At 71.7% G+C, this 20,119-nt stretch carries 14 protein-coding genes; 9 read left to right on the top strand and 5 right to left on the bottom strand.

Going from position 1 to position 20,119, the window contains the following annotated elements; translation table 11 throughout:
• Window positions 1-4: 4 nt before the first annotated feature.
• Both AC2XR2_RS04875 and AC2XR2_RS04870 read right to left on the bottom strand, forming a co-directional pair.
• Complete coding sequence (locus AC2XR2_RS04875; protein ID WP_491514377.1) at window positions 5-718, bottom strand: phosphatase PAP2 family protein; 714 nt, start codon at window positions 716-718, stop codon at window positions 5-7.
• Between the two features lie 61 nt (window positions 719-779).
• A complete protein-coding gene (locus AC2XR2_RS04870; protein WP_491514376.1) occupies window positions 780-1,310 on the bottom strand; it encodes a DUF5134 domain-containing protein in 531 nt (176 codons plus the stop codon).
• A 159-nt stretch (window positions 1,311-1,469) separates the two neighbouring features.
• Here AC2XR2_RS04870 and AC2XR2_RS04865 point away from each other — a divergent pair, with 159 nt between their 5' ends.
• The 3 genes from AC2XR2_RS04865 (at window position 1,470) to AC2XR2_RS04855 (ending at window position 6,315) form a co-directional block, all read left to right on the top strand.
• Entirely contained in the window at window positions 1,470-3,059 is a 1,590-nt protein-coding gene (locus AC2XR2_RS04865; protein ID WP_491514375.1) for an FUSC family protein, read from the top strand.
• A complete protein-coding gene (locus AC2XR2_RS04860; protein ID WP_356457767.1) occupies window positions 3,056-3,595 on the top strand; it encodes a MarR family winged helix-turn-helix transcriptional regulator in 540 nt (179 codons plus the stop codon). Before AC2XR2_RS04865 ends, AC2XR2_RS04860 begins: the two co-directional genes overlap by 4 nt.
• Window positions 3,596-3,720: 125 nt before the next feature.
• The gene (locus AC2XR2_RS04855) at window positions 3,721-6,315 is read left to right on the top strand and encodes a cellulosome protein (protein ID WP_491514374.1); all 2,595 of its coding nucleotides are present in this window, start codon (window positions 3,721-3,723) and stop codon (window positions 6,313-6,315) included.
• A 308-nt stretch (window positions 6,316-6,623) separates the two neighbouring features.
• Here the strand turns inward: AC2XR2_RS04855 and AC2XR2_RS04850 are convergent, their stop codons facing one another.
• Entirely contained in the window at window positions 6,624-7,664 is a 1,041-nt protein-coding gene (locus tag AC2XR2_RS04850; RefSeq protein WP_449352832.1) for a LacI family DNA-binding transcriptional regulator, read from the bottom strand.
• 247 nt (window positions 7,665-7,911) lie between these two features.
• Between AC2XR2_RS04850 and AC2XR2_RS04845 the strand changes: the two genes are divergently transcribed.
• The 4 genes from AC2XR2_RS04845 to AC2XR2_RS04830 are packed head-to-tail and all read left to right on the top strand — an operon-like array spanning window position 7,912 to window position 14,087.
• A complete protein-coding gene (locus AC2XR2_RS04845; protein WP_491514373.1) occupies window positions 7,912-8,808 on the top strand; it encodes a carbohydrate ABC transporter permease in 897 nt (298 codons plus the stop codon).
• Complete coding sequence (locus tag AC2XR2_RS04840; RefSeq protein ID WP_381302219.1) at window positions 8,805-9,626, top strand: carbohydrate ABC transporter permease; 822 nt, start codon at window positions 8,805-8,807, stop codon at window positions 9,624-9,626. The genes AC2XR2_RS04845 and AC2XR2_RS04840 overlap by 4 nt, the downstream gene beginning before the upstream one ends.
• A gap of 32 nt (window positions 9,627-9,658) precedes the next feature.
• Entirely contained in the window at window positions 9,659-10,924 is a 1,266-nt protein-coding gene (locus AC2XR2_RS04835) for an ABC transporter substrate-binding protein (RefSeq protein WP_491514372.1), read from the top strand.
• Between the two features lie 31 nt (window positions 10,925-10,955).
• A complete protein-coding gene (locus AC2XR2_RS04830; protein ID WP_491514371.1) occupies window positions 10,956-14,087 on the top strand; it encodes an alpha-L-rhamnosidase in 3,132 nt (1,043 codons plus the stop codon).
• A gap of 37 nt (window positions 14,088-14,124) precedes the next feature.
• Here AC2XR2_RS04830 and AC2XR2_RS04825 read toward each other — a convergent pair whose 3' ends face one another.
• A complete protein-coding gene (locus AC2XR2_RS04825) occupies window positions 14,125-15,855 on the bottom strand; it encodes a cellulase family glycosylhydrolase (protein WP_491514370.1) in 1,731 nt (576 codons plus the stop codon).
• A 189-nt stretch (window positions 15,856-16,044) separates the two neighbouring features.
• On the opposite strand from AC2XR2_RS04825, the gene AC2XR2_RS04820 reads away from it, so the two are divergent.
• Complete coding sequence (locus AC2XR2_RS04820; RefSeq protein ID WP_491514369.1) at window positions 16,045-17,091, top strand: LacI family DNA-binding transcriptional regulator; 1,047 nt, start codon at window positions 16,045-16,047, stop codon at window positions 17,089-17,091.
• A 140-nt stretch (window positions 17,092-17,231) separates the two neighbouring features.
• On the top strand, window positions 17,232-18,737 hold the full coding sequence (locus AC2XR2_RS04815) for a glycoside hydrolase family 43 protein (RefSeq protein WP_491514368.1): 1,506 nt from the start codon (window positions 17,232-17,234) through the stop codon (window positions 18,735-18,737).
• A 25-nt stretch (window positions 18,738-18,762) separates the two neighbouring features.
• Here AC2XR2_RS04815 and AC2XR2_RS04810 read toward each other — a convergent pair whose 3' ends face one another.
• The gene (locus AC2XR2_RS04810; RefSeq protein WP_491514367.1) at window positions 18,763-20,085 is read right to left on the bottom strand and encodes a diacylglycerol/lipid kinase family protein; all 1,323 of its coding nucleotides are present in this window, start codon (window positions 20,083-20,085) and stop codon (window positions 18,763-18,765) included.
• Window positions 20,086-20,119: the final 34 nt, after the last annotated feature.

Here is a 20,119-nt window from a genome sequence, read left to right as displayed (position 1 = left end):
GTGCTCACTCGTCGTGCGGCCCCGTGTGCTCCTCTCGCGGCCCCGCCCCCGGCACCCAGCGCCGGTGGACCAGCACCGCCAGCGCCACCAGCGCCGCGCCCAGGACCCACCCGCCGAGCACGTCGGACGGCCAGTGGACGCCCAGCCAGACACGGGTCAGCCCGACGCCCACGACGGAGAGCGCGGCGCCGGCCAGGGCCGTCACCCACAGGGCACCTCGGACGCCGTGACGGTGGAGGAGCCACAGCAGGAGGCCGCACACGACCGTGGCCGTCAGGGCGTGCCCCGAGGGGTAGGCCGCGAAGTGCGCGGTGTCGACGGGGTCCGGCCAGACGGGGCGTTCACGGCCGACGGCGGCTTTCAGGACCTGCTGGACCAGTGTGCCCAGCGCACATGTGGCCACCAGCCATAGGGCCGTCCAGCGGGCATGGCGTCGCCACACCAGCCAGATCGCCGCGGCCGCGGCCAGGATGCGCATCGTCCAGGGGTCCCAGACCCAGTCCGAGAGGATCCGGAAGGCATGGGTGAGCCCTGGTTCGTCGACCGCCCAGCGGTGCGTGGTCTCGGCGAGGTCGCCGTCGGCGCTGAGCAGCGGGCGCCAGTCGGCGACCACCAGCACGAGCAGCAGCACCGAGCACAGGGTGAGGACACCGGTGGCGCGAGCCGCGGTCCGGTGCTCCGGGGGACGGGGCGGGGAGGCGACGGACGAGGTGTGCATACTGCGATCCTCGCCGACCGGTCCGCCTCGGGGCCAATCCCCCGGGTGAGGGGGCGCCGATTCACATCGTCAGCAGCATGGCCACCATCCCGATGCCCATCGACAGCCGGCACGCGCGCGCGAGTTCGGGCCGGTCGCCCCAGCCGGCGGCCGTGACACCGGCGGGCACCGGTATCAGGCGGGCACCGGACAGCAGGACGTACCCCGTGAAGTAGAGGAGCAGCACGCCCGTCACCAGAGGGACGCCCGCACCGCCGTGGTGTCCGGGCGAGGTCGCCATCACCACCGCCATGTAGACCATGGCCCCGGCCCCCACCAGGTGGTGCAGATGATGGGTGTCGGTGCGCGCCGCCCACAGCGCGCGCAGCGCGGCCGCGCCGAACACGGCGGCGTAGAGCGGCCAGGCCCACGTGGGTGGTGTGAACACGGCGGCCGGTACGGCCATCGCGGCCATGCCGAAGCCCATCAGCGCCTCGCCACCCGCGGCCCGGCGCTGTTCCTCGACCCTGCTGCGCATCCGCAGCAGGCAGTACGCCCCGGTCGCCGCGCAGAGCGCCACGAGCAGCCAGCCGGGCGAAGCCGGTCCGTGCACGTCCACCTCCCCCGTCGACGGTCGGTCAAGGGATGCCCGGACCGCGCGGCGCGCAATCGAGCGCAAGGATGTACACAGGGAGCGTGCGACGGAGCACAGCAGGTCAGGGAGGCCTGGTGAGCATCGTTTACGAGTAAAACACCTGTTAAGGTTGCTCCCATGAACGCCCGTCTCCCGCTGACCGGCGTGCTGCGCCTCGGCAAGCCCTCCGACATCTGGTTCAAGCCCGCCCTCAGCGTGGTCGTCGCGGTCGCCCCGCCCAACCTCACCCTGCTCGCCCTCGGCCGCCTCGACCTGGCGATGTACACCATGGCCGGGTCCCTGTGCGCGCTCTACGCCCACCACCGGCCCTACGCCGCCCGGGCCCGCGCCCTGGCCTGGGTGGTGCTCGGCATGGTCGCCGGCCTCGGGACCGGCCTGGTCGCAGCCTCCCTCACCGGCAGCGCGGTCGTCCTCGTCACGGTCGGCGCCCTGGTGGCCGCCGTACAGAAGACGCTGTGCGACGCCACCCGGATCGGCCCGCCGGGCCACGTGGTCCTCACCTTCATCAGCTCCGCGTCCCTCTTCGCCCCGCAGACCCTCCCTCAGGTCCCCGGCCACCTCGCCCTGGCCCTCGCCGCGGGCGCCTGGGCCTGGCTCGTCGGCATGGCACCCGGCCTGCTGCGCCCGCACGGCCCGGAGCGGCGGGCCACCGCCCACGCGCTGAACGCGGCCGCCGCGCACCTGGACAGCCCCGGCGCCCACACCGGCCGGACCGCCCACGCCGCGGTCCAGGCCGCCTGGCACACCCTCCTGGCGGCCGGCACCCGCTCCGGGACCCGGCGCGCCCTCGAACGCCTCGTCGTCCGCGCCGAGGTCGCCCTCGCGGCCCCGGCCGACACCGACCCGAGCCGGCTGCGCGCCTGGGCCCGCGCCCTGCGCGGCAACGGACCGGTCCCGACGACGTCGTACGACGACGAACTCCTCGGTGTGGACATCGAACGGTCCCTCCCCGGCCGCCCCTGGTGGCGCGCCCTGGGCCCGCTCGCCCCGATCGCCGTCCGCACCGCCCTGGGCTGCGCCCTGGCCGGCTACGCCTCCCTCGCGCTCGGCGTCGGCCGCCCCTACTGGGCCCTGGTCACCGCGGCCTCCCTCTACCAGGCCAACGTCACCCTCACCTGGAGCCGGGGCGTCCAGCGGGTCGTCGGCAACCTCCTCGGGGTGCTGGTGTTCGCCGCCGTGGTCCCGCTCGCCCATCTCGGGCCCGCCGCGCTCGTCCTGTGTTCCCTCGCCCTCAACTTCGGTGCCGAGGCGCTCATCGGCCGCAACTACTGGCTCGGCAGCATCTGCGTGACCCCGATGGCGCTGCTCATCACCGAGTTCGCCGGACACCAGGAGCCGGGCCGGCTGATCGCCGAGCGGGTCGCCGACACCCTCGTCGGCGCGCTGGTGGGATTCGTCGCCGCGGTCGCCGTCACCAACCGGCGGGCGGGCGACCGCGTCGAGCAGGCGCTGGCCGCCGTGGAAAGGGCTCAGGAGCGCACCGAGCTGCTCCTCGCGGAACCGCACCCGGAGCCCGGCGCGCCGGACCGTGCCCGCCGTGCCCTCGCCGCCGCCCTGGTCGATCTGCGGGCCACCGTCGAGGCCGCCTCCGGCGAATGGTGGCAGCGGGACCTGCCCCAGGAGAGGGTCGTGCGCGCCGAGCGGACCGGACACCGTACGCTCGCCGCGACGGTCCGGCACCACAGAGCGGAGGGCGCACGCGCATGACGGCACCGAACGGACGACCGGCGGACCCGACGAGAACCGACACCGTCGCCGCCGTCGTCCGGCAGTGGCAGACCGTCCACCCCGGCCTCGACACCGGCCCCATGGAGATCATCGGCCGGGTCAACCGCTGCGCCGCCCTCCTCCAGCAGGCCGAGGACGCCCCGCTGCGCCGGGCCGGGCTCAGCCGCCCCGAGTTCGACCTGCTCGGCGCCCTGCGCCGCACCGGCCACGAACTCACCCCCGGCGACCTGGCCCGCGAGACCTTCTCCTCCGGCGCCGCCGTCACCAAGCGCCTCAAGCAGCTGACCGAGCGGGGCCTGGTGGAGCGCCGCGGCGACACCCGCGACCGGCGCGTCGCCCACGTCCGGCTCACCGACGCCGGCCGCGACCTGGTCGACGGAATCCTGCCCGAGCAACTGGCCTACGAGACGGCCGTACTGTCCGTCCTCACCCCCGAGGCGCGGGACGAACTCGCCGGCCGGCTCGGCGAACTGCTCGGCCGACTGGAGGGCACCCTCGGAGTGCTGCGCGCCTGACGCCCCCGACCTGCGGTTTCGGAAGTTTCGGAACGTGCTCCCTGTTGACGCGGTCCACCCGCGGTTCCTACGTTCGTCCAGGTCGGTGCGGATCATCGACCGTCGTACGACATGCCGAACGAAGGATGGACGCCGTGACAGCCGAAGGCCCCGCCCCCGACCAGCTCACCATCGACCTCGGCACCGAGACCGGCCCCTTCCACGGCGGAGCGAGCGGCACCCTCTACGGCCTCTACGGCGACGGCGTGCCCAGCCGCGTGGTGGTCGAGGGCATGTACCCGCGCACGGTGACGACCAAGGCCCAGGACGGCACCCAGCACCCCGGCGGCGACGCCCTGGAGATCCTGCCGCCCTTCGTCGCGGCCGGCGGCAAGGACGTCTACGTCTACCTGCCCGACTTCTACCGCGGCTTTCCCTACGAGTGGCCCGGCGCCACCGGCGAGGAGCGGCTCGCGGGGCACCTGGACGTGATCCGCCGCCAGGTCGAACACGTGCTGACCCTGGGGGAGTTGAGGTCCCACGTCGTGTACGTGCCGTTCAACGAACCCGAGGGCAACATGTTCGGCGAGGGGGAGTGGAGCTACGACGGGGTGTCCTGGCGGACCGAGCCGGACCACTACTTCGCCGCCTGGGAGGCCGCCTACCGCCTGATCAAGGACCTCGACCCGGACGCCCGGGTGGCCGGCCCCAACACCTGCATCCTGTACCCCGAGGTCAGGGACTTCCTCGAGTTCGCGAAGTCCCGTGACGTGCTGCCGGACATCGTCACCTGGCACGAACTGTCCTCGCCCGACGAGGTCCGCACCAACATAGCCAAGTACCGTGAGCTGGAACGGGAGTTGGGCATCGGCCCGCTGCCCGTCAACATCAACGAGTACGCGCACAACTACCACGTCTCGGTGCCCGGCCAGATGATCCAGTGGATCGCCGCGATCGAGGAGTCGAAGGTCGACGCCGACCTCGCCTACTGGAACATCGCGGGCAACCTCAACGACTCGGCGGTGGAGGCGAACAAGGCCAACGGCCAGTGGTGGCTGTACAACGCCTACGGACAGCTGACCGGGAACACCGTCCGGGTCGTCGCCCCGCACCCCAACGTGCAGTACACCCTCCAGGGCGTCGCCACCCTCGACCGCGACAAGCGGCAGGCGCGGGCTCTGTTCGGGGGAGCGGGCGGTGCGGCGGACCTCGTCTTCGAGGGCGTGGACGCGGAGGTCTTCGGTGCCGTGGCGCACGTGCGGCTCGTGGAGATCCCCTGGACCGGTCAACTCGGCGCCGGCGGACAGCCCTTGCGGCTCCGCGACGAGGAACTCCCGGTGACGGACGGCCGGGTGACGATCGGTCTGACCGATCTCGACGCGATGTCCGCCTACCAGGTGATCCTGTCACCCGGCGGCAACGGGGCCGCGTCCCTGCCGCCCGCGGTGCGCTGGAGGCGGACGTACGAGGCCGAGGACGCGACCTACACGGGCCGGGGCTACTCGAAGAACGGACCCGAGGGATCCCCGTCCGCCGTCGACCGGTTCGCCACCTCCGGCGGCTACCACGTGGGCGGACTGCGCACCGGCTCCGACGGGGTGCTCGCCTTCGACGTCGAGGTCCCGCAGGACGGGACGTACGACCTGCTGGTGTTCGCCAACTCGCACAATCTCGCGGACCTGGTGCGCGAGCAGGGCCCCACCAATGTCTTCCTGCGCGTCGACGGCGAGGACCCTCGCGAACTGCGGCTGCCGCTCGGCTACAAGCCGGCGGTGTGGGGGCACACCGACACCCGGGTGCGGCTGACGGCGGGCCGGCACCGGATCACCCTCGCCGCCCAGGACCCCGACCTCGGTGTCACCAAGGGCGACGCGGTCATCGACAAGCTGGACCTGGTCCTGCGCGGCGAGGACGAAACCGCCCTGTACGACGCCGAGTTCGCGGATCTCGGCGAGGGCGCCCGGGTCAGCCACGCCCATCGCGGAGCCTCCGGACCCGGAGTCGCCGTACTCCCGCGAGGCGGCACCGTCACCTTCTGGGCGCACGCGGCCGACGACGGCGAAGCCTCCGTCACCGTCGACGTGCTCGGGCCCGGGGAAGGGGTGTTGAGCGTCAACGGCGAGGAGATCGGACGCGTCGAGCGCGGCGCCGTACCCCTCTTCCTGGCCGGTGGCGTCAACAAGGTCACCGTGACCGGGACCTCGGACCGACTGATCGTGGACCGACTGCGGATCGCCCCCTCGCGGGGACTCCTGCCCACGAGCGTGCACGCCGCCGCGGAAGGCGTCCTGACCGGGACGGCGAGGGTGACCGGATACCCGTACGCCCACGGCGGCAAGGCGGTCGAGGGCGTCGGCGCCGGGCCCGCGAACGCGCTCTCCCTGACGGTCACCGCGGACCGCGCCGGACGCCACGCGCTGACCGTCCGCTACTCCAACGGCGAGCAGCCGCCCGCCACCCACTACAACCCGGACCCGGTCTGCCGGCACGCCGACATCTCCGTCAACGGCGGCCCCGCGCACCGCGTCCTGTTCCCCACCACCTTCCACTTCAACAACTTCTGGACCCTGGCCGTGCCCGTCACCCTGCGCCCGGGCCTCAACACCCTCACCTTCACGTGCGACGAACTCCCCGACTTCGCGGGCGACACCAGGAACGAGTACGGCCAGCGCTCCGCGTACGCCCCCGTCATCGACCAGGTGACGGTGACACCGCTGACCGCGGGGGAGGAGCTTTCCTGACCGGTACCGGGGCCGGGGCCGTCCGGCAGACACTCCGGCGGGCCGGTCTCCGAGGCGGCCGGCCCGCCGGCCGTGCCAGGCGGGCCGCGAACGGTGGCCGCCGGGATCACGCCGCCGACGACCGCCCTCGCGGTGCCGTCGCCCGTCCAGAGCGGTGCCGCGCGTCCAGCGGACCACGCGGGCCATCGGCTCCGGCACCTCCATCGCCGACAGCGAGGCAACCCGAAGCCGCACCGGCGTCCAGGCGTCCCGAAGCCGCACCTGCGTCCAGGCAACCCGAAGCCGGACCGCCCTCCGAGCGACCCGTCTTACACGCCCGGCGGCGCCGCCGTGGTCCGGCGGGCCACCAGTGTCGGGGTGAGCCTGATCCGGACCGACGGCTTGGCGCGGTCGGCGATCCGCTCCAGGAGCAGCCGGGCGGCGTTCCGGCCGATCTCGCTGCCCGCCTGGTCGACGCTGGTCAGGGAGATCGCGCCGAACGCGGCGAAGGTTGTGTTGTCGTAGCCTGCCACCGAGATGTCCCCGGGAACCGAGAGACCGGCCTCGGCCACCGCTTCCAGCACCCCCATGGCCACGACATCGGCGCCCGCGAAGACGGCCGTGGGCCTGCGCGGACGGGCCAGCAGCTCCAGCGCGCCCTCGTAGCCGCCCTGCTGCGTGTAGGTCGTGGAGACGACGTCGATCTCCGCGTCCAGGCCGAGGTCCCGCATGGCCCGCCGGTAGCCGTCGGCGCGCTGGGCGTTCGGCATCTCGACGCTGCGGGTCGGATCGGTCTCGTGGTGCTCGATGTGGGCGATCCGGCGGTGCCCGAGCCCCGCGAGATGGCCGACCACCAGCGCCGCCCCCGCCACGTCGTCGTCGCCGACGCTGTCGTAGGCCGGCGAGTTCCCGTGGCGGCCGACGACCACCGTCGGCACGACGGAGGCGACATGCTCGAGATGGCTGAGCGGAGACACCGGAGCGACCAGGATGAGACCGTCCATCCCCCGGTCGATCATGGCCTCGGTGACCTTGGCCTCCTCCTTCTCCCCGTTGCCGCCCGGGCCCAGCAGGACCTGGTAGTCGGTGTCCTCCAGGCAGCCGGTGATGCCGTCGAGGATCTCCGGGAAGAAGGGGTTGCGGATGTCCGGCAGCATCACGCCGATCGTGTACGTCTGCCCGCGCAGCCCCCGCGCCGCCGCCAGCGGGCGATAGCCCAGCTCCTCGATCGCCCGGCGCACCTTGGCCCGCATCTCGGGACTGGCCCCGTACGCGTTGCGCAGCACTTTGGACACCGCGGTGGTGGACACCTGGGCGTGACGGGCCACGTCGACGATGGTGACGCGACGGGGTGATGCGGGCGGCTCCATGCGGCTCTTCCTCCGACGCCATGGGCAACGTTGGCCAAAAGTGTACGGAGATTGCCCGCGCGGCGTAAGCGTGATCACCCAGGGAATGTAGGCGGACCCGGCCCGGACCTCGTAACAATCGCGCAGCTTGCGCGGCATCTTGACGTCATGGCGGGGGCTCCTTAAGGTCTGGCACCACCGATGGGAAACGTTACCCATCCGGTTCTCCAGGCGTGACGTGAAACGTTTCAAGGAAGCAGGTCCGCCCGTGACCCCCGCCACCCCTGCCCGCCGGGCGCGCACCGGACCACCCTGGTGGTTCATGGCGCCGGCCCTGCTGCTGTTCGCCTTCGTGGTGCTCGTGCCGAGCGCCCGTGGCGTGTACTACGCGTTCACCGACTGGGACGGCCTCGATCCCCACTTCTCCTTCGTGGGCCTCGGCAACTTCGCCGACATGTTCCACGACGCCGACGCGGTCCAGGCGATCTGGCACACCCTGCTGATCGCCGTTGCCATCACCGTCGTCCAGAACTCCCTGGGGCTGCTCCTGGCCCTGGGCGTGAATTCGGCCATCAAGTCCCGCAACCTGCTCCGGGTGCTGCTGTTCGCCCCGGCCGTGATCACTCCGATCGTGACCGCGTACCTGTGGCGCAACCTGCTCGGCCCGGACGGGGCGGTGAACAGCCTGTTCGGTGCCGTGGACCTCGACTCCTGGCGGCAGGACTGGCTCGGGAGCCCCGACCTGGCGCTGTGGGCGGTGGTCGGGGTGACCGTGTGGCAGTACGCCGGCTACTCCATGGTCATCTTCCTGGCCGGACTCCAGTCGGTGCCCCAGGAGATCCATGAGGCGGCCGCACTCGACGGGGCCGGTCCCGTCCGGCGCTTCTGGTCGGTCACCCGGCCGCTGCTCGCCCCGGCCCTCACCATCAACCTGATGCTGTCGATCATCGGCGGGATCAAACTCTTCGACCAGGTCTACGCGTTGACCGGCGGCGGCCCCGGCCACGCCACCGACACCCTGTCGACCCTCATCTACAAGGACGCCTTCACCCTCGGCGAGTTCGGCTACAGCATCGCCCTCGCGGTGGTCCTGACGATCATCGTCGCGGTCGTCTCCACCGGCCAGTACGTCCTGCTGTCCCGCAGTGAGAGGGCCGCATCATGAGCCGTTACCGCCCCCGTACCCTCGCCCTCGAACTGGCCATGATCGCCGCCGCGTTGACCGTCGGCTTCCCGGTGTACGTCCTGGTGAACCTGGCGATACGACCGACCTCGGACACCTCGTCCCCCATCGCCCCCACCCGGTCCCCGACCCTCGACAACTTCACCCACGCCTGGCAACAGGGCGGACTCGGCGGCGCGTTGGCCAACAGCCTGCTGGTGACGGTGTGCAGCGTCCTGATCGTGCTGGCCGTCTCCTCCCTGGCCGCCTACCCGCTGGCCCGCATCACGGCCCACTGGTCACGGGGTACCTACCTGCTCGTCCTGCTCGGCCTGGTACTGCCCTTCCAGCTCGCCTCGCTGCCGCTCTACCGGACCATGCGCGACCTCGGCCTGCTCGGCACCCCCTGGGCCCTGGTCCTCTTCTACTCCGGCCTCCAGGTGCCCTTCACCGTCTTCCTCTACGTCGGCTTCCTGCGCGCCCTGCCCAGGGACTTCGAGGACGCGGCTCTCATCGACGGCTGCACCCCGCTCCAGGGCTTCCGCCACGTCGTCCTGCCGATGCTCAAGCCCATCACCGTGACCGCGCTCGTGCTCAACACGGTCGCCGTCTGGAACGACTTCTTCACCCCGCTGCTGTACCTCAGCGGCAGCGCCCAGCAGACCATGCCGGTCGCGATCGCCGGGTTCGTCGGCCAGTACGTCACCGACTGGAACCTCATCTTCGCCGCGCTGGTGATCAGCATCCTGCCCGTCCTGCTCGTCTACTTCCTCCTGCAACGCAGCATCATCAACGGCTTTGCCGGAGGGCTGCGGGGATGACACCCCGCCTTCTGCTCCACAGAGGAGACACCATGAAGACACGCATCCTCACCGCCCTGGTCGCCACCACGACGGCCGCCACCCTCCTCGCCGCGTGCAGCGGCGGCACCAAGTCCGCCTCCGGGGGCGGCGGTTCCAAGACGCTGACCCTGGCCTCGGTCGACCAGGGCTCCGTCGAGGACGTCGTCAAGGCGTTCGAGAAGGCCAACCCGGGCGTCAAGGTCCGCTACACCACCAGCGGCGCCGACCAGTACCAGCAGCAGATCCGCACCCAGCTCGCCTCCGGCACCGCCCCCGACGTGATGTCGGTGTGGCCGGGCGACGGGAACCCCGGCGCCACCAACGTCCTCGCCGAGCCGGGCTACCTGCGCGACCTCTCCGGCCAGGCCTGGGCCGCCAAGATGCCCGCGGCGATCAAGAGCGTCGCCCAGTACGAGGGCAAGACGTACAACGCGATCTTCGGGCAGAACGGCATCGGCGCGGTCTACAACCAGCAGGCCCTGGACAGGGCGGGCCTGACCGCGCCGGACACCTGGACCAAGCTGCTGGCGTTCTGCCGGGACGCCAAGGCCAAGGGCACGCCCGCCTTCGCGCTGGGCAACCAGGACAACTGGGTGACCCAGCTCGTGCTGTACGCGCTGGTCGCCACCACCGTCTACGGCCCGGACCGCGACTTCGACCAGAAGATGCAGTCCGGACAGACCACCTTCGCGAAGTCGGCGTGGGCGACCGCGCTGGACAAGTACGTGACGATGGAGAAGACCGGCTGCTTCCAGAAGAACCCCCTGGGCACCAACTACGAGGCCAGCCAGCAGCTCGCCGCCACCGGCAAGACCCTCGGCATCGTCCAGGGCAACTGGGTCATCGCCCTTCTCAAGCAGAAGAACCCCCAGGGCACCTTCACCCTGAAGGCCCTCCCGGCGACCGACGACCCGTCCCAGACTCTCATCCCGGCCGCGGCCGGCGCCGGCTACGCGGTCAACGCGAAGGCGAAGAACCCCGAACTCGCCCTGAAGTTCGTGAACTTCGTGATGTCGCCCGAGGGCATGAACCTGTTCGTCAAGAAGCAGGGCGGACTGCCCTCGCTCCCCGACACGGGCTTCGAGGCCGACACCTCGCTCACCGAGCTGTCGCAGTTCATCCGGTCGAACCGCACCGTGCCGTTCATGGACCAGCGCTGGCCCAACGCCAAGGTGCAGCAGACCATGCTCAGCGGCCTCCAGGAGATCTTCAGCGGGCAGTCCACGCCCCAGGACCTCCTCAAGGACATGGACAGCGACTACAAGGCCGGCTCATGAGCCCGGTACCGGCGACCGAAGGGACGACGGAGTGAGCAGTGGCACACCTGACGAGGCCGGGGCGGACGCCGAGGGCCGACCCGCCGGGCCGGGGCGCCGGACCGTGCTCGCGGCGACCGCGGGCGCGGTGCCCGTAGTGGCCGGCGCGGCGGGCGGCGGCACGGTCGCGCAGGCCGCACCCGATCTGGAGGAGAGCAGTGTGGACGGACTGACGGTGGAGCACCGTACCGAACCGCTCGGCGTGGACGCCACCGCGCCCCGGTTCGGCTGGCGGATGCGGTCCGTCCGCCGGGGCAGGTCCCAGGGCGCGTACGAGATCCTCGTGGCGAGCTCGCCGGGCAGGCTGACCCCCGGCCGTGCGGACCTGTGGACGAGCGGTCGGGTCCGCTCCGCCGAGTCGGTGGCCGTTCGCTACCGGGGCAAGTCCCTGAAGCCGTCCACGCGTTACTACTGGACCGTCACCGTCTGGGACACCGACGGCCGGCAGGTCGGCACCGGCCCCGTGGCCTGGTTCGAGACGGGCCTCATGAGCACCGACGGCGTCACCGACTGGGAGGGCGCCCAGTGGATCGGGATGCGGGGCAAGGTGGCCCACTCGCCCGGCGCACCGCTGCTGCGCACCGAGGCGCGGCTGAAAGGCCGGGTCCGCGAGGCACGCCTGTACGTCTCCTCCCTCGGCGTCCACGACACCTACGTCAGCGGACACCGCGTGACCGTCCCGCAGGACGGCGGCACCACCCTCGAACTGCTGCCCCCGGGCTGGACGAACTACGACGCGCGCGTCAACTACCTCACCTACGACGTCACGCACCTCGTGGCCCGCGAACCGGCCGTCACCCTGGCGGCCGTCCTCGGAAACGGCTGGTACAACGGCCGGGTCTCCGAGGGCAGCACGTACCACGCGAAGGACGGCAACGCCCTCGCCCTCAAGGCCAGACTGCTGATCCGCTACACCGACGGCACGTCCGAGTCCCTGGTCACCCGCGCGGACGGCTCCTGGAAGGCCACCGACACCGGCCCCTGGCGGGCCGACGACATCTACGACGGCCAGACCTATGACGCCCGGCAGGAACTGCCCGGCTGGACGTCGTCCGGCTACGACGACTCCGACTGGTCCGACACCGAGCGCGTACCCTTCGAGACCAGGTACCCGGACGCCCGACTCCTCGCCTACCCGGCCGAGTCGGCCCGGCTGATCAGCCGCTGGGACCGCCGCCCGCAGTCGGTCACCGTGTACACGGGGGTCACCGGCGAGGGCCGGGGCCGTATCGTCGTCGACCCCGACCGGACGGTCACCGACCCCCACCGGGCGGCCTCCGTCCCCGTCACCATCGGCGCCGGCGACACCGCGGTCTTCGACCTCGGCCAGAACATGGTCGGCGTCCCCCGCTACAGCGTGCGCGGCCCCGCGGGCGCCCGCGTCACCTTCCGCTTCGGCGAGATGCTCAACGACTCCAGCGCCGGAGCCGACGGCCCCGAAGGCTCCCTCTACCGGGCCAACCTCCGCAGCGCCGAAGCCACCAGCACCTATGTCCTCAAGGGGGACCGCCACGGGGAGACCCACCAGGACTCGCTGACCTTCTACGGCTTCCGCTACGCCTCCGTCACCACGACCGAGACGGTCACGATCACCGGCCTGACCGGCAAGGTCGCCACCTCCGCGATCCGTGAGAGGGGCACCCTCACCACCAACGACCCGGACACCAACCGGCTCATCAGCAACGTCCGTTGGGGCCAGCGCGGCAACTACCTCTGGGTCCCCACCGACTGCCCGCAGCGCGACGAACGCCTCGGCTGGACCGGCGACACCCAGGTCTTCGCCACCACCGGCCTGTACAACGCCGACGCGGGCCCCTTCCTCAGCCACTTCCAGGACACGGTGGTCGACTCCCAGACCCTCTACGGCCAGGACCAGGCCCAGTTCACCGGAGTCGCCCCCGGCGGACGCTACAACTTCCCCGGTGGCGGCAGCGGTTGGGCGGACTGCGGGGTCGTCCTGCCCTGGACGCTGTGGCAGATGACCGGCGACCCGGCCGTCATCGAGCGCAACTGGCCCGCCATGACCCGCTACCTCGACTGGATCCGGCAGCAGACCGGCGACACCCACGCAGGGCAGGGCTCCCTGACCGGCGACTGGCTCGCCCCGCAGAAGACCAGCGCCCGGCTCATGAGCGACGTCTACTACGGCCATGTCGCCCGCCTCATGGCCCAGATGGCCCGAGCGGTCGGCCGGACCGCCGACGCCACGACCTACGAGCAGCTCTTCACGCACATCAAGAAGGCGTTCATCAGGAAGTACCTCAGTACCGAGGACGGCACCGTCACGGTGCGGTCGAGCCTCGGCGACGCCTCCCCGATCGAACCCGGCGCCGACCCGAACCAGAAGACCGAGGACAACACCCAGTCGGCCCTGCTGTGGGTCCTCAAGCTCGGCTTCTACGACACCGAGGCCCAACGTCGCATCCTGGTCGGTCACTTGGCGGACAACATCGGCAACGACGCGGCCTACAAGGCGGCGCACCCGGACAGCAGCCGGGTCAGGTACGCCGAGAACACGCTCTCCGTGGGCTTCCTCGGCGTCAACGTCCTCGCCCCCGTCCTCAGCGACGAGGGCCGCGCGGACCTGGCGTACCGGCTGCTCCACCAGGACGCGCTGCCGTCCTGGCGGTACTCGGTGAAGAACGGCGCGACGACGGTCTGGGAGCGCTGGAACTCCTACTCCGAGGAGGACGGCTTCGGACCCGTCAGCATGAACTCCTTCAACCACTACGCCTACGGCGCCGTCATGGAGTGGATGTACGCCTACATGGCCGGCATCGCCCGCGACCCGGACAGCCCCGGCTTCAAACGCTTCGTCCTGCAGCCGCACCTCGACCCGACCGGGAGGATCACGCACGTCGTGGGCGCGCACGAGTCGCCGTACGGCGAGATCAGGAGCGAGTGGAGGGTCGACGACCAGGGCACGACCCTCTCCTACGACGCGCTGGTGCCGGCGAACACCGAGGCCACCCTGCGCCTCCCGGCCCACTCCGCCGACGCCGTCCGCGAGGGCCGCGACCCGCTGGCCCGCGCGGACGGCGTGCGGTTCCTCGGGCACGAGGACGGCATGGCCTCCTACCGGCTGCCGTCCGGCGCCTATCACCTGACGAGCAGGCTCCGCTGAGCACCGCCCGGCCGGCACCGCCTGCGCTGTCGACGGCTCAGGCGGCCGTACCCGTCACCGTGTCGCCCGACCTGGTGACGAGGTACGTCGCCGAGCCGCCGCTCCAGAAGTGGAAGGTGAGGGTCACCCGGGAGCCGTCCTTGAGGGACGTGAGGAACTCGGCGGTCAGCTTGATGGAGTCGCCGGTGTAGGCCGTGAAGGAGCTGTCCCACTGCTGGTAGGAGGTCCAGTTCGCCGGGCCCGCGTTGCTCCCGTCGTCGTACCTGGCTTCCATCGTGGCCAGTTGGTCGCCTCGGAACCGGGTGGGAACCGTCAGGCCGGCGGTGTTCCCGGACGCGCTCGACAGTACGGGGGAGTCGTAGGTGATCACGTCGATCCGCCATGGCACACCGCGGGAGAACCTGGCCTCCAGCGTGGCGTTGACGCCGTAGGCCCGGTCGCCGGTCAGCTCGGTGAGGGCGGTGGCCGTCAGGGTGAGCCGGCTGCCGTCGAGGGTGTAGTCGCGGCCCTTCTGCAGGGTGCGGGAGCCGTGTCGCAGGCTCTGGAAGTCGGGGCCGTCGGGGTCCAGGGTGAGGGTCTGGCTCGTGATCGGGCTGGACTTGGACACGAACACCTGGTCGGTGGAGGCGGTGCCCGAACGCGTGGTCCAGCTCGACTTGATCTGCCCGAACAGCTCCGGGTCGCGCCACTGGAGGGTGGTGCGGTTCAGGAACTGGCCGGCGTCCCACAGCATGGTGGTGAGCTGCCGCTCGCGGGCGTAGTTGCCGAGGAACTCGAAGTACTTGCGCTGCTCGCCCCGTTCGATGATCCCGGGTCGGTTGTGGTCGTAGGCGAGCAGGGCGTACTCGCCGACGACGACCGGGATGCCATGTGCGACGAAGGTGTTGTACACGCGGTCGAACTGGTCCGTGAGGTCCGCTTGCGAAGTGGCGTCGAAGCGGGTGTAGCCGGCGATGTTCACACTGAACGGCCACCAGCCGTAGAAGTGGATCGTCGTGGCGACCATGGGATCGCGCAGGGCGGTGAGTTCGGCGGCGAGCGCGTCGAGCCGGCCCTGCTCGGAGTTGGTGTACAGGGTGGGCAGGACGAGCAGGCGTCGGGTGTTGCCGCCGCCCGAGTCGCGGACGATCCGGTGGAAGGCGCGGTTCAGCTCGGCCAGCAGCCGGTAGTTCTGGTCGTCGCCCGAAGTGCCGTTGAACGTCGGCTCGTTGACGCTCTCGAAGGCCAGCCTCGACGGCTTGTCGCGGAACCTCGCCGCTATCTGGGTCCAGGTGGCTTCGTAGCGGGCGAGGACGGCGTCATGGTCGGTGGACAGGGTGTTGACCCACATCCACGAGTCGTGGTGCATGTTGAGCAGCACGTACAGGTTCTCGTCCATGGCCCAGTCGACGACCTGCTCGACCTTCGCCATCCAGGCCGGATCGATCGGGTAGCCGGGTGCGCTGCCCTGGTGGGTGCCCCAGGTGACGGGCAGGCGGATGCTCTTGAAGCCCTGCGACCTGACCTTCCTGAGGAGTTCCCGGGTCACGGGCGGGTTGCCCCAGGAGGTCTCGTCCGGGATGGCGTCGTAGGTGTTGCCCAGGTTCCAGCCGGGCTGCATGGCGGCCACCATGCCGCGGGCGGCCGGGGCTGCGGGCGGCGGGGGCTCGGCGGCCCGGGCGGTGGCGGCCGTCAGGGGAAGCAGGACGACCGCCAGGAGGAGCGCCGTCAGTCTCCCCGCGCCTCGCCGGGAGAGAAGTCTTGCCCGTCGCGTCGTCAACTCGTGCACCTTCCGGTGGGGGCGGCTCGGTGTCCCGAGCCGTCTGAGGTGTCGGTCGATGAGAAACTTTCGTCGCGCGCGGCAGAGAAATTAACAGGAAGCTCTGTCGGAGGCCACAGGCGTGCCGACAGGAGGTGCCAGAATGAGCCGGGGCGTCCGTGGCGCCCTTCGAGCGGTTCGACGATCGGGAAGGTCACCTTGGCGGACAACGCAGCAGCCGGTCCGACCGATCAGGAGCGCGAGCGGAGCGAAGCGCCGAAGTCGGTCACCATCGCGTACATCGCCGAGACCGCGGGAGTGTCCGTTCCGACCGTCTCCAAGGTGCTCAACGGCAAGTCGGGGGTCTCGGCGGACACCCGCGCCCGGGTCGAGGAGCTGATCGAGCGGTACGGCTACCGCAAGCCCGGATCCCAGCGCAGCAACGTCGTCGAACTCGTCTTCCGCGAACTCAAGGACATGTGGGCCGTCGAGATCATCCGCGGCGTGGAGCGGGTGGCCCGCCAACACCGCGTCGGCCTCATGGTGTCGGAGTTCGGCCTGCACGACGGTGCCGCACCGGCCTGGGAGGACACCGTGTCCCGGCGCCCGAACTGCGTGCTGTCCGTGGCACAGCTCTCGGCGGCCGAGCGCGCCCAACTGACCGCGAAGGGCATTCCGTTCGTCGTCTTCGACCCCGTCGTGGAGCTGCCGGACGACGTCCCGTACGTGGGCGCCACCAACTGGTCCGGCGGCCGTGCCGCGACCCGGCACCTCACCGAGCTCGGGCACCGGCGCATCGCCATGATCAGCGGCCCCGAGGGCCAACTGTGCTGCGCCGCACGGCTGGACGGCTACCGCTCCGCGCTCGGGGCCGCCGGACTGACCGTCGATCCGGAGCTCGTCGTGCACACCGCGCTGACCCGCGAGGACGGCTGCGACGCGGCGCGCGCCCTGCTGGCCCGGCCCGAACGGCCCACGGCGATCTTCACCGCCAACGACCTCCAGGCCCTCGGCGTCTACCAGGCGGCGCGCGACGCCGGTCTGCGCGTCCCCGACGATCTGAGCGTGGTCGGATTCGACGATCTGCCGGTCGTCGCCTGGGTGGACCCGCCGCTCACCACCGTCCACCAGCCCCTGACCGAGATGGCCGTGGCCGCGACCGAGCTGGCCCTCACCCTCGGCCGCGGCGAGCGGGCACCCCAGGCCGGCCTGGAACTCGCGACCACCCTGACGGTCCGCGGCAGCACCGCCCCGCCCAAGAGCTGACGGCGCCGGTCCACGCCGTAGGGACCGTTGACCATGGTCGAGGCGTCTCGCTAACCTCCGCTGGAAACTATCCGCCTGAAGGGGCGACAGTTTCTCCCGGTGCGAGCCGGGTGCGGAGAGGCCCACCGAAAGGACTCGCCTTGTCGAGCACGCCTGCGCGGACCGTCAGCAACCCCGTGATCCCGGGGTTCCACCCCGATCCGAGCATCTGCCGGGTGGGCGAGGACTACTACCTCGCGTGCTCCAGCTTCGAGTACTTCCCGGGCGTGCCCCTCTTCCACAGCCGCGACCTGGTGCACTGGACTCACATCGGCAACGCGCTCGACCGGCCGGAGCAACTGCGGCTGGCGCCCGGCGCGGCCTCCTCCGGCGGGCTGTACGCGCCCACCCTGCGCCACCACGACGGCCGCTTCTGGCTGATCGTCACCAACGTCAGCGCCGACGGCAACATGCTGTTCACCGCCACCGACCCGGCCGGCCCCTGGTCCGATCCGATCCGGCTGCCCGGGGTGCACGGCATCGACCCGGACCTCGCCTGGGACGACGACGGCACCTGCCGGTGCACGGTCGCGGGCGTCAGCCAGTACCGCATCGACCCGCTCACCGGGGAGACGATCGGCGAACCGCGGCGCCTGTGGTCCGGTGCCCCCGGCGCCAAGGCCCCCGAGGCACCGCACCTGTACCGGATCGGCGACTACTGGTACCTGCTCATCGCCGAGGGCGGCACCGAGCGGTGCCACGGCGTCTCGATCGCCCGTGGTCGCACCCCCGACGGGCCCTTCGAGCCGTGCCCCGACAACCCGGTCCTGACCCATCGCGGCACCGACCACCCCGTCCAGAACACCGGTCACGGGGACCTCGTCCAGGGTCCTGACGGCTCGTGGTGGATGGTGTTCCTCGGCGTGCGGCCCCAGGGCGGCACCCCCGGCTGGCACGTCCTCGGCCGCGAGACCTTCCTCGCCCCGGTGACCTGGGTCGACGACTGGCCGGTCGTCGGCGAGGTTGCTCTCGACATGGCCGCGCCGCCGTGGCCGCTGCACGAACCCGCGGTGGAGGCGGTCCGGGACGACTTCGACTCCGGTGAACTCGCCCACGGCTGGATCTCACCGCGCTCGCGTTCCACCGCGCACTGCACCACCGGGGAGCGGCCCGGCTGGCTGACGCTGCGCGCCCGCGGGGACTCCCTCGACGATCCCGAGGCCACCTTCCTCGGCCGCCGCCAGCAGCACCTCTCGTGCCGCGCCCGTGTCCTCGCCGACCCGTCCGACGGGCGCGGCGGACTGGCCGTCCGTCTCGACGAGCGGCACCACTACGAGATCGAGGCGGAACCCGGCCAGGTACGGGTGATCGCCCGCGTCGGCACACTGCGCACGGTGGTCGCCTCCCACCCGACGCCGGCCGGCCCGGTCGTGCTCAGGGTCGATGTGACCGCCACCCGGAAGGTCACCGATCCACGCCAGGGACCGGACACCGTCACCCTCGGCGTGGAGGACGCGGACGGCGGACACACCGAACTGGCCGTCCTCGACGGCCGCTACCTCTCCACCGAGGTCGCCGGCGGCTTCACCGGCCGGGTCATCGGCACCTACGCCACGCTCGGCACGGTCCGCTTCGACTGGTTCGACTACGAGCCGGTCGAGGACTGAGCCGCGCTGAGCAGGCGGCCCCGCCTCACCCGCGTCCCGCGGTCGCCGCCAGTTTCCGCAACCTCCGCCAGTTCAGGCGGGGTTGTACCGCCGGCACACCTGGTCGTCTCCGCGGCACGCGGACCCGCAGCGCCCCGGGGACGATGCGGCAGTGGACCGGCGTGGGCAGGATCAGGGCCTCGCCGTCGACGCCGACCTCGATCTCCGGTCGGTCGGCATCGACGACCGCCTCTCGTGCGGACAGCACCACGAGCCCCTGCGGATCGGGGGCGAGCAGCAGGGCCGCCGCCTCGGCCGCGCTGTCCACCTTCACGCCGAGCACGCCGAGCTGCCCGGAGTCGAGGCGTCGGCGCCGGCCGAGTCCCGCGGGGTCGCCGGTGCGGTACGCGTTGTTGCTCACCAGCACCGCCTGCGGTCCGTCGAGGGTCGTGTCACCGACCCGCGCGGTCAGATGCGGGCCACGCTGGCGGGTGAGCAGATCGGGCAGCAGCTCCAGCGTGGTGCCGATCTTGTCGTCGCGGTAGGCGGGACTCTGCACGACCGCCGCGTAGGCCCCGAAGGAGGCGTTGTTGACGAACGGATGGTCCCCGGCGAAACCCAGGTCCACCCGCAGCTCGACCCCGTCGGTGAGCGCGTCCAGGCAGGTCGAGGGGTCGGTGCGGTCGAGGCCGAGGTCCATGGCGAAGTGGTTGCGGGTACCGGCCGAGATGACCAGGAACGGCAGGTCGTGCTCCGCGGCGACGGCGGCGACCAGCGCCTGGGTACCGTCCCCGCCCGCGACCCCCAGCAGGTCCGCGCCCCGGGCCACGGCCTCCCGCGCCAGCGCGGTCACGTCCTGCTGCTCGTCCGCATCCAGCAGCACGACCCTGGCCCCCAGCCGCTCGGCCTTCTCCTTCAGCCCGAACCGCTCGACCTTCCCGCCGCCGGAGCGGGGGTTCATGATCAGGAAGGGCCGCTCCACCGACCGCGCCCGGTGCTCCTTCATCCGCCGGGGAAGGCGGCCGGTGCTGCGCAGCGCGTACCGCCCGCTCCACACGGCCACGGCCCACAGCGCAAGGGACAGCAGGAGCGCCCGGCCCAGGGTCACCGCGAACAGCACGACGACGGCGGTGGGCGTGACGACCGCGACCACGGCCGCCAGCCAGCGCTCCGGACCGCGCCGGGTCAGGGTCCACCACAGTGCCGCCGCCGTGACGGCCGCGGCGACGAATCCGACCGCCAGCAGCAGCACACCGCGGAACCCGCCGAGGCCGAGCGGCAGCAGGACGGCGAGAGCGGCCGTCGTCAGCGACACCCTGGCCGCCCACCGCTGCCGGTGCCAGGCCGGGGCGTTCACGTCCACGCTCATGTGCTCCTCCACTGCTCGACGCCCTCGGGGGCGA

The organism is Streptomyces sp. LS-MS-L19 (assembly GCF_058382285.1).
The sequence above is the reverse complement of the archived record's forward strand: the minus strand, read 5'-3'. Positions and strand labels throughout refer to the sequence as shown.

What these genes read in the sequence shown, in the direction of transcription:
- AC2XR2_RS04875 (WP_491514377.1), bottom strand. Translation starts at nt 718, where the DNA reads ATGCACACCTCGTCCGTCGCCTCCCCGCCCCGTCCCCCGGAGCACCGG.
- AC2XR2_RS04865 (WP_491514375.1), top strand. Translation starts at nt 1,470, where the DNA reads ATGAACGCCCGTCTCCCGCTGACCGGCGTGCTGCGCCTCGGCAAGCCC.
- AC2XR2_RS04860 (WP_356457767.1), top strand. Translation starts at nt 3,056, where the DNA reads ATGACGGCACCGAACGGACGACCGGCGGACCCGACGAGAACCGACACC.
- AC2XR2_RS04855 (WP_491514374.1), top strand. Translation starts at nt 3,721, where the DNA reads ATGGACGCCGTGACAGCCGAAGGCCCCGCCCCCGACCAGCTCACCATC.
- AC2XR2_RS04850 (WP_449352832.1), bottom strand. Translation starts at nt 7,664, where the DNA reads ATGGAGCCGCCCGCATCACCCCGTCGCGTCACCATCGTCGACGTGGCC.
- AC2XR2_RS04840 (WP_381302219.1), top strand. Translation starts at nt 8,805, where the DNA reads ATGAGCCGTTACCGCCCCCGTACCCTCGCCCTCGAACTGGCCATGATC.
- AC2XR2_RS04835 (WP_491514372.1), top strand. Translation starts at nt 9,659, where the DNA reads ATGAAGACACGCATCCTCACCGCCCTGGTCGCCACCACGACGGCCGCC.
- AC2XR2_RS04810 (WP_491514367.1), bottom strand. Translation starts at nt 20,085, where the DNA reads ATGAGCGTGGACGTGAACGCCCCGGCCTGGCACCGGCAGCGGTGGGCG.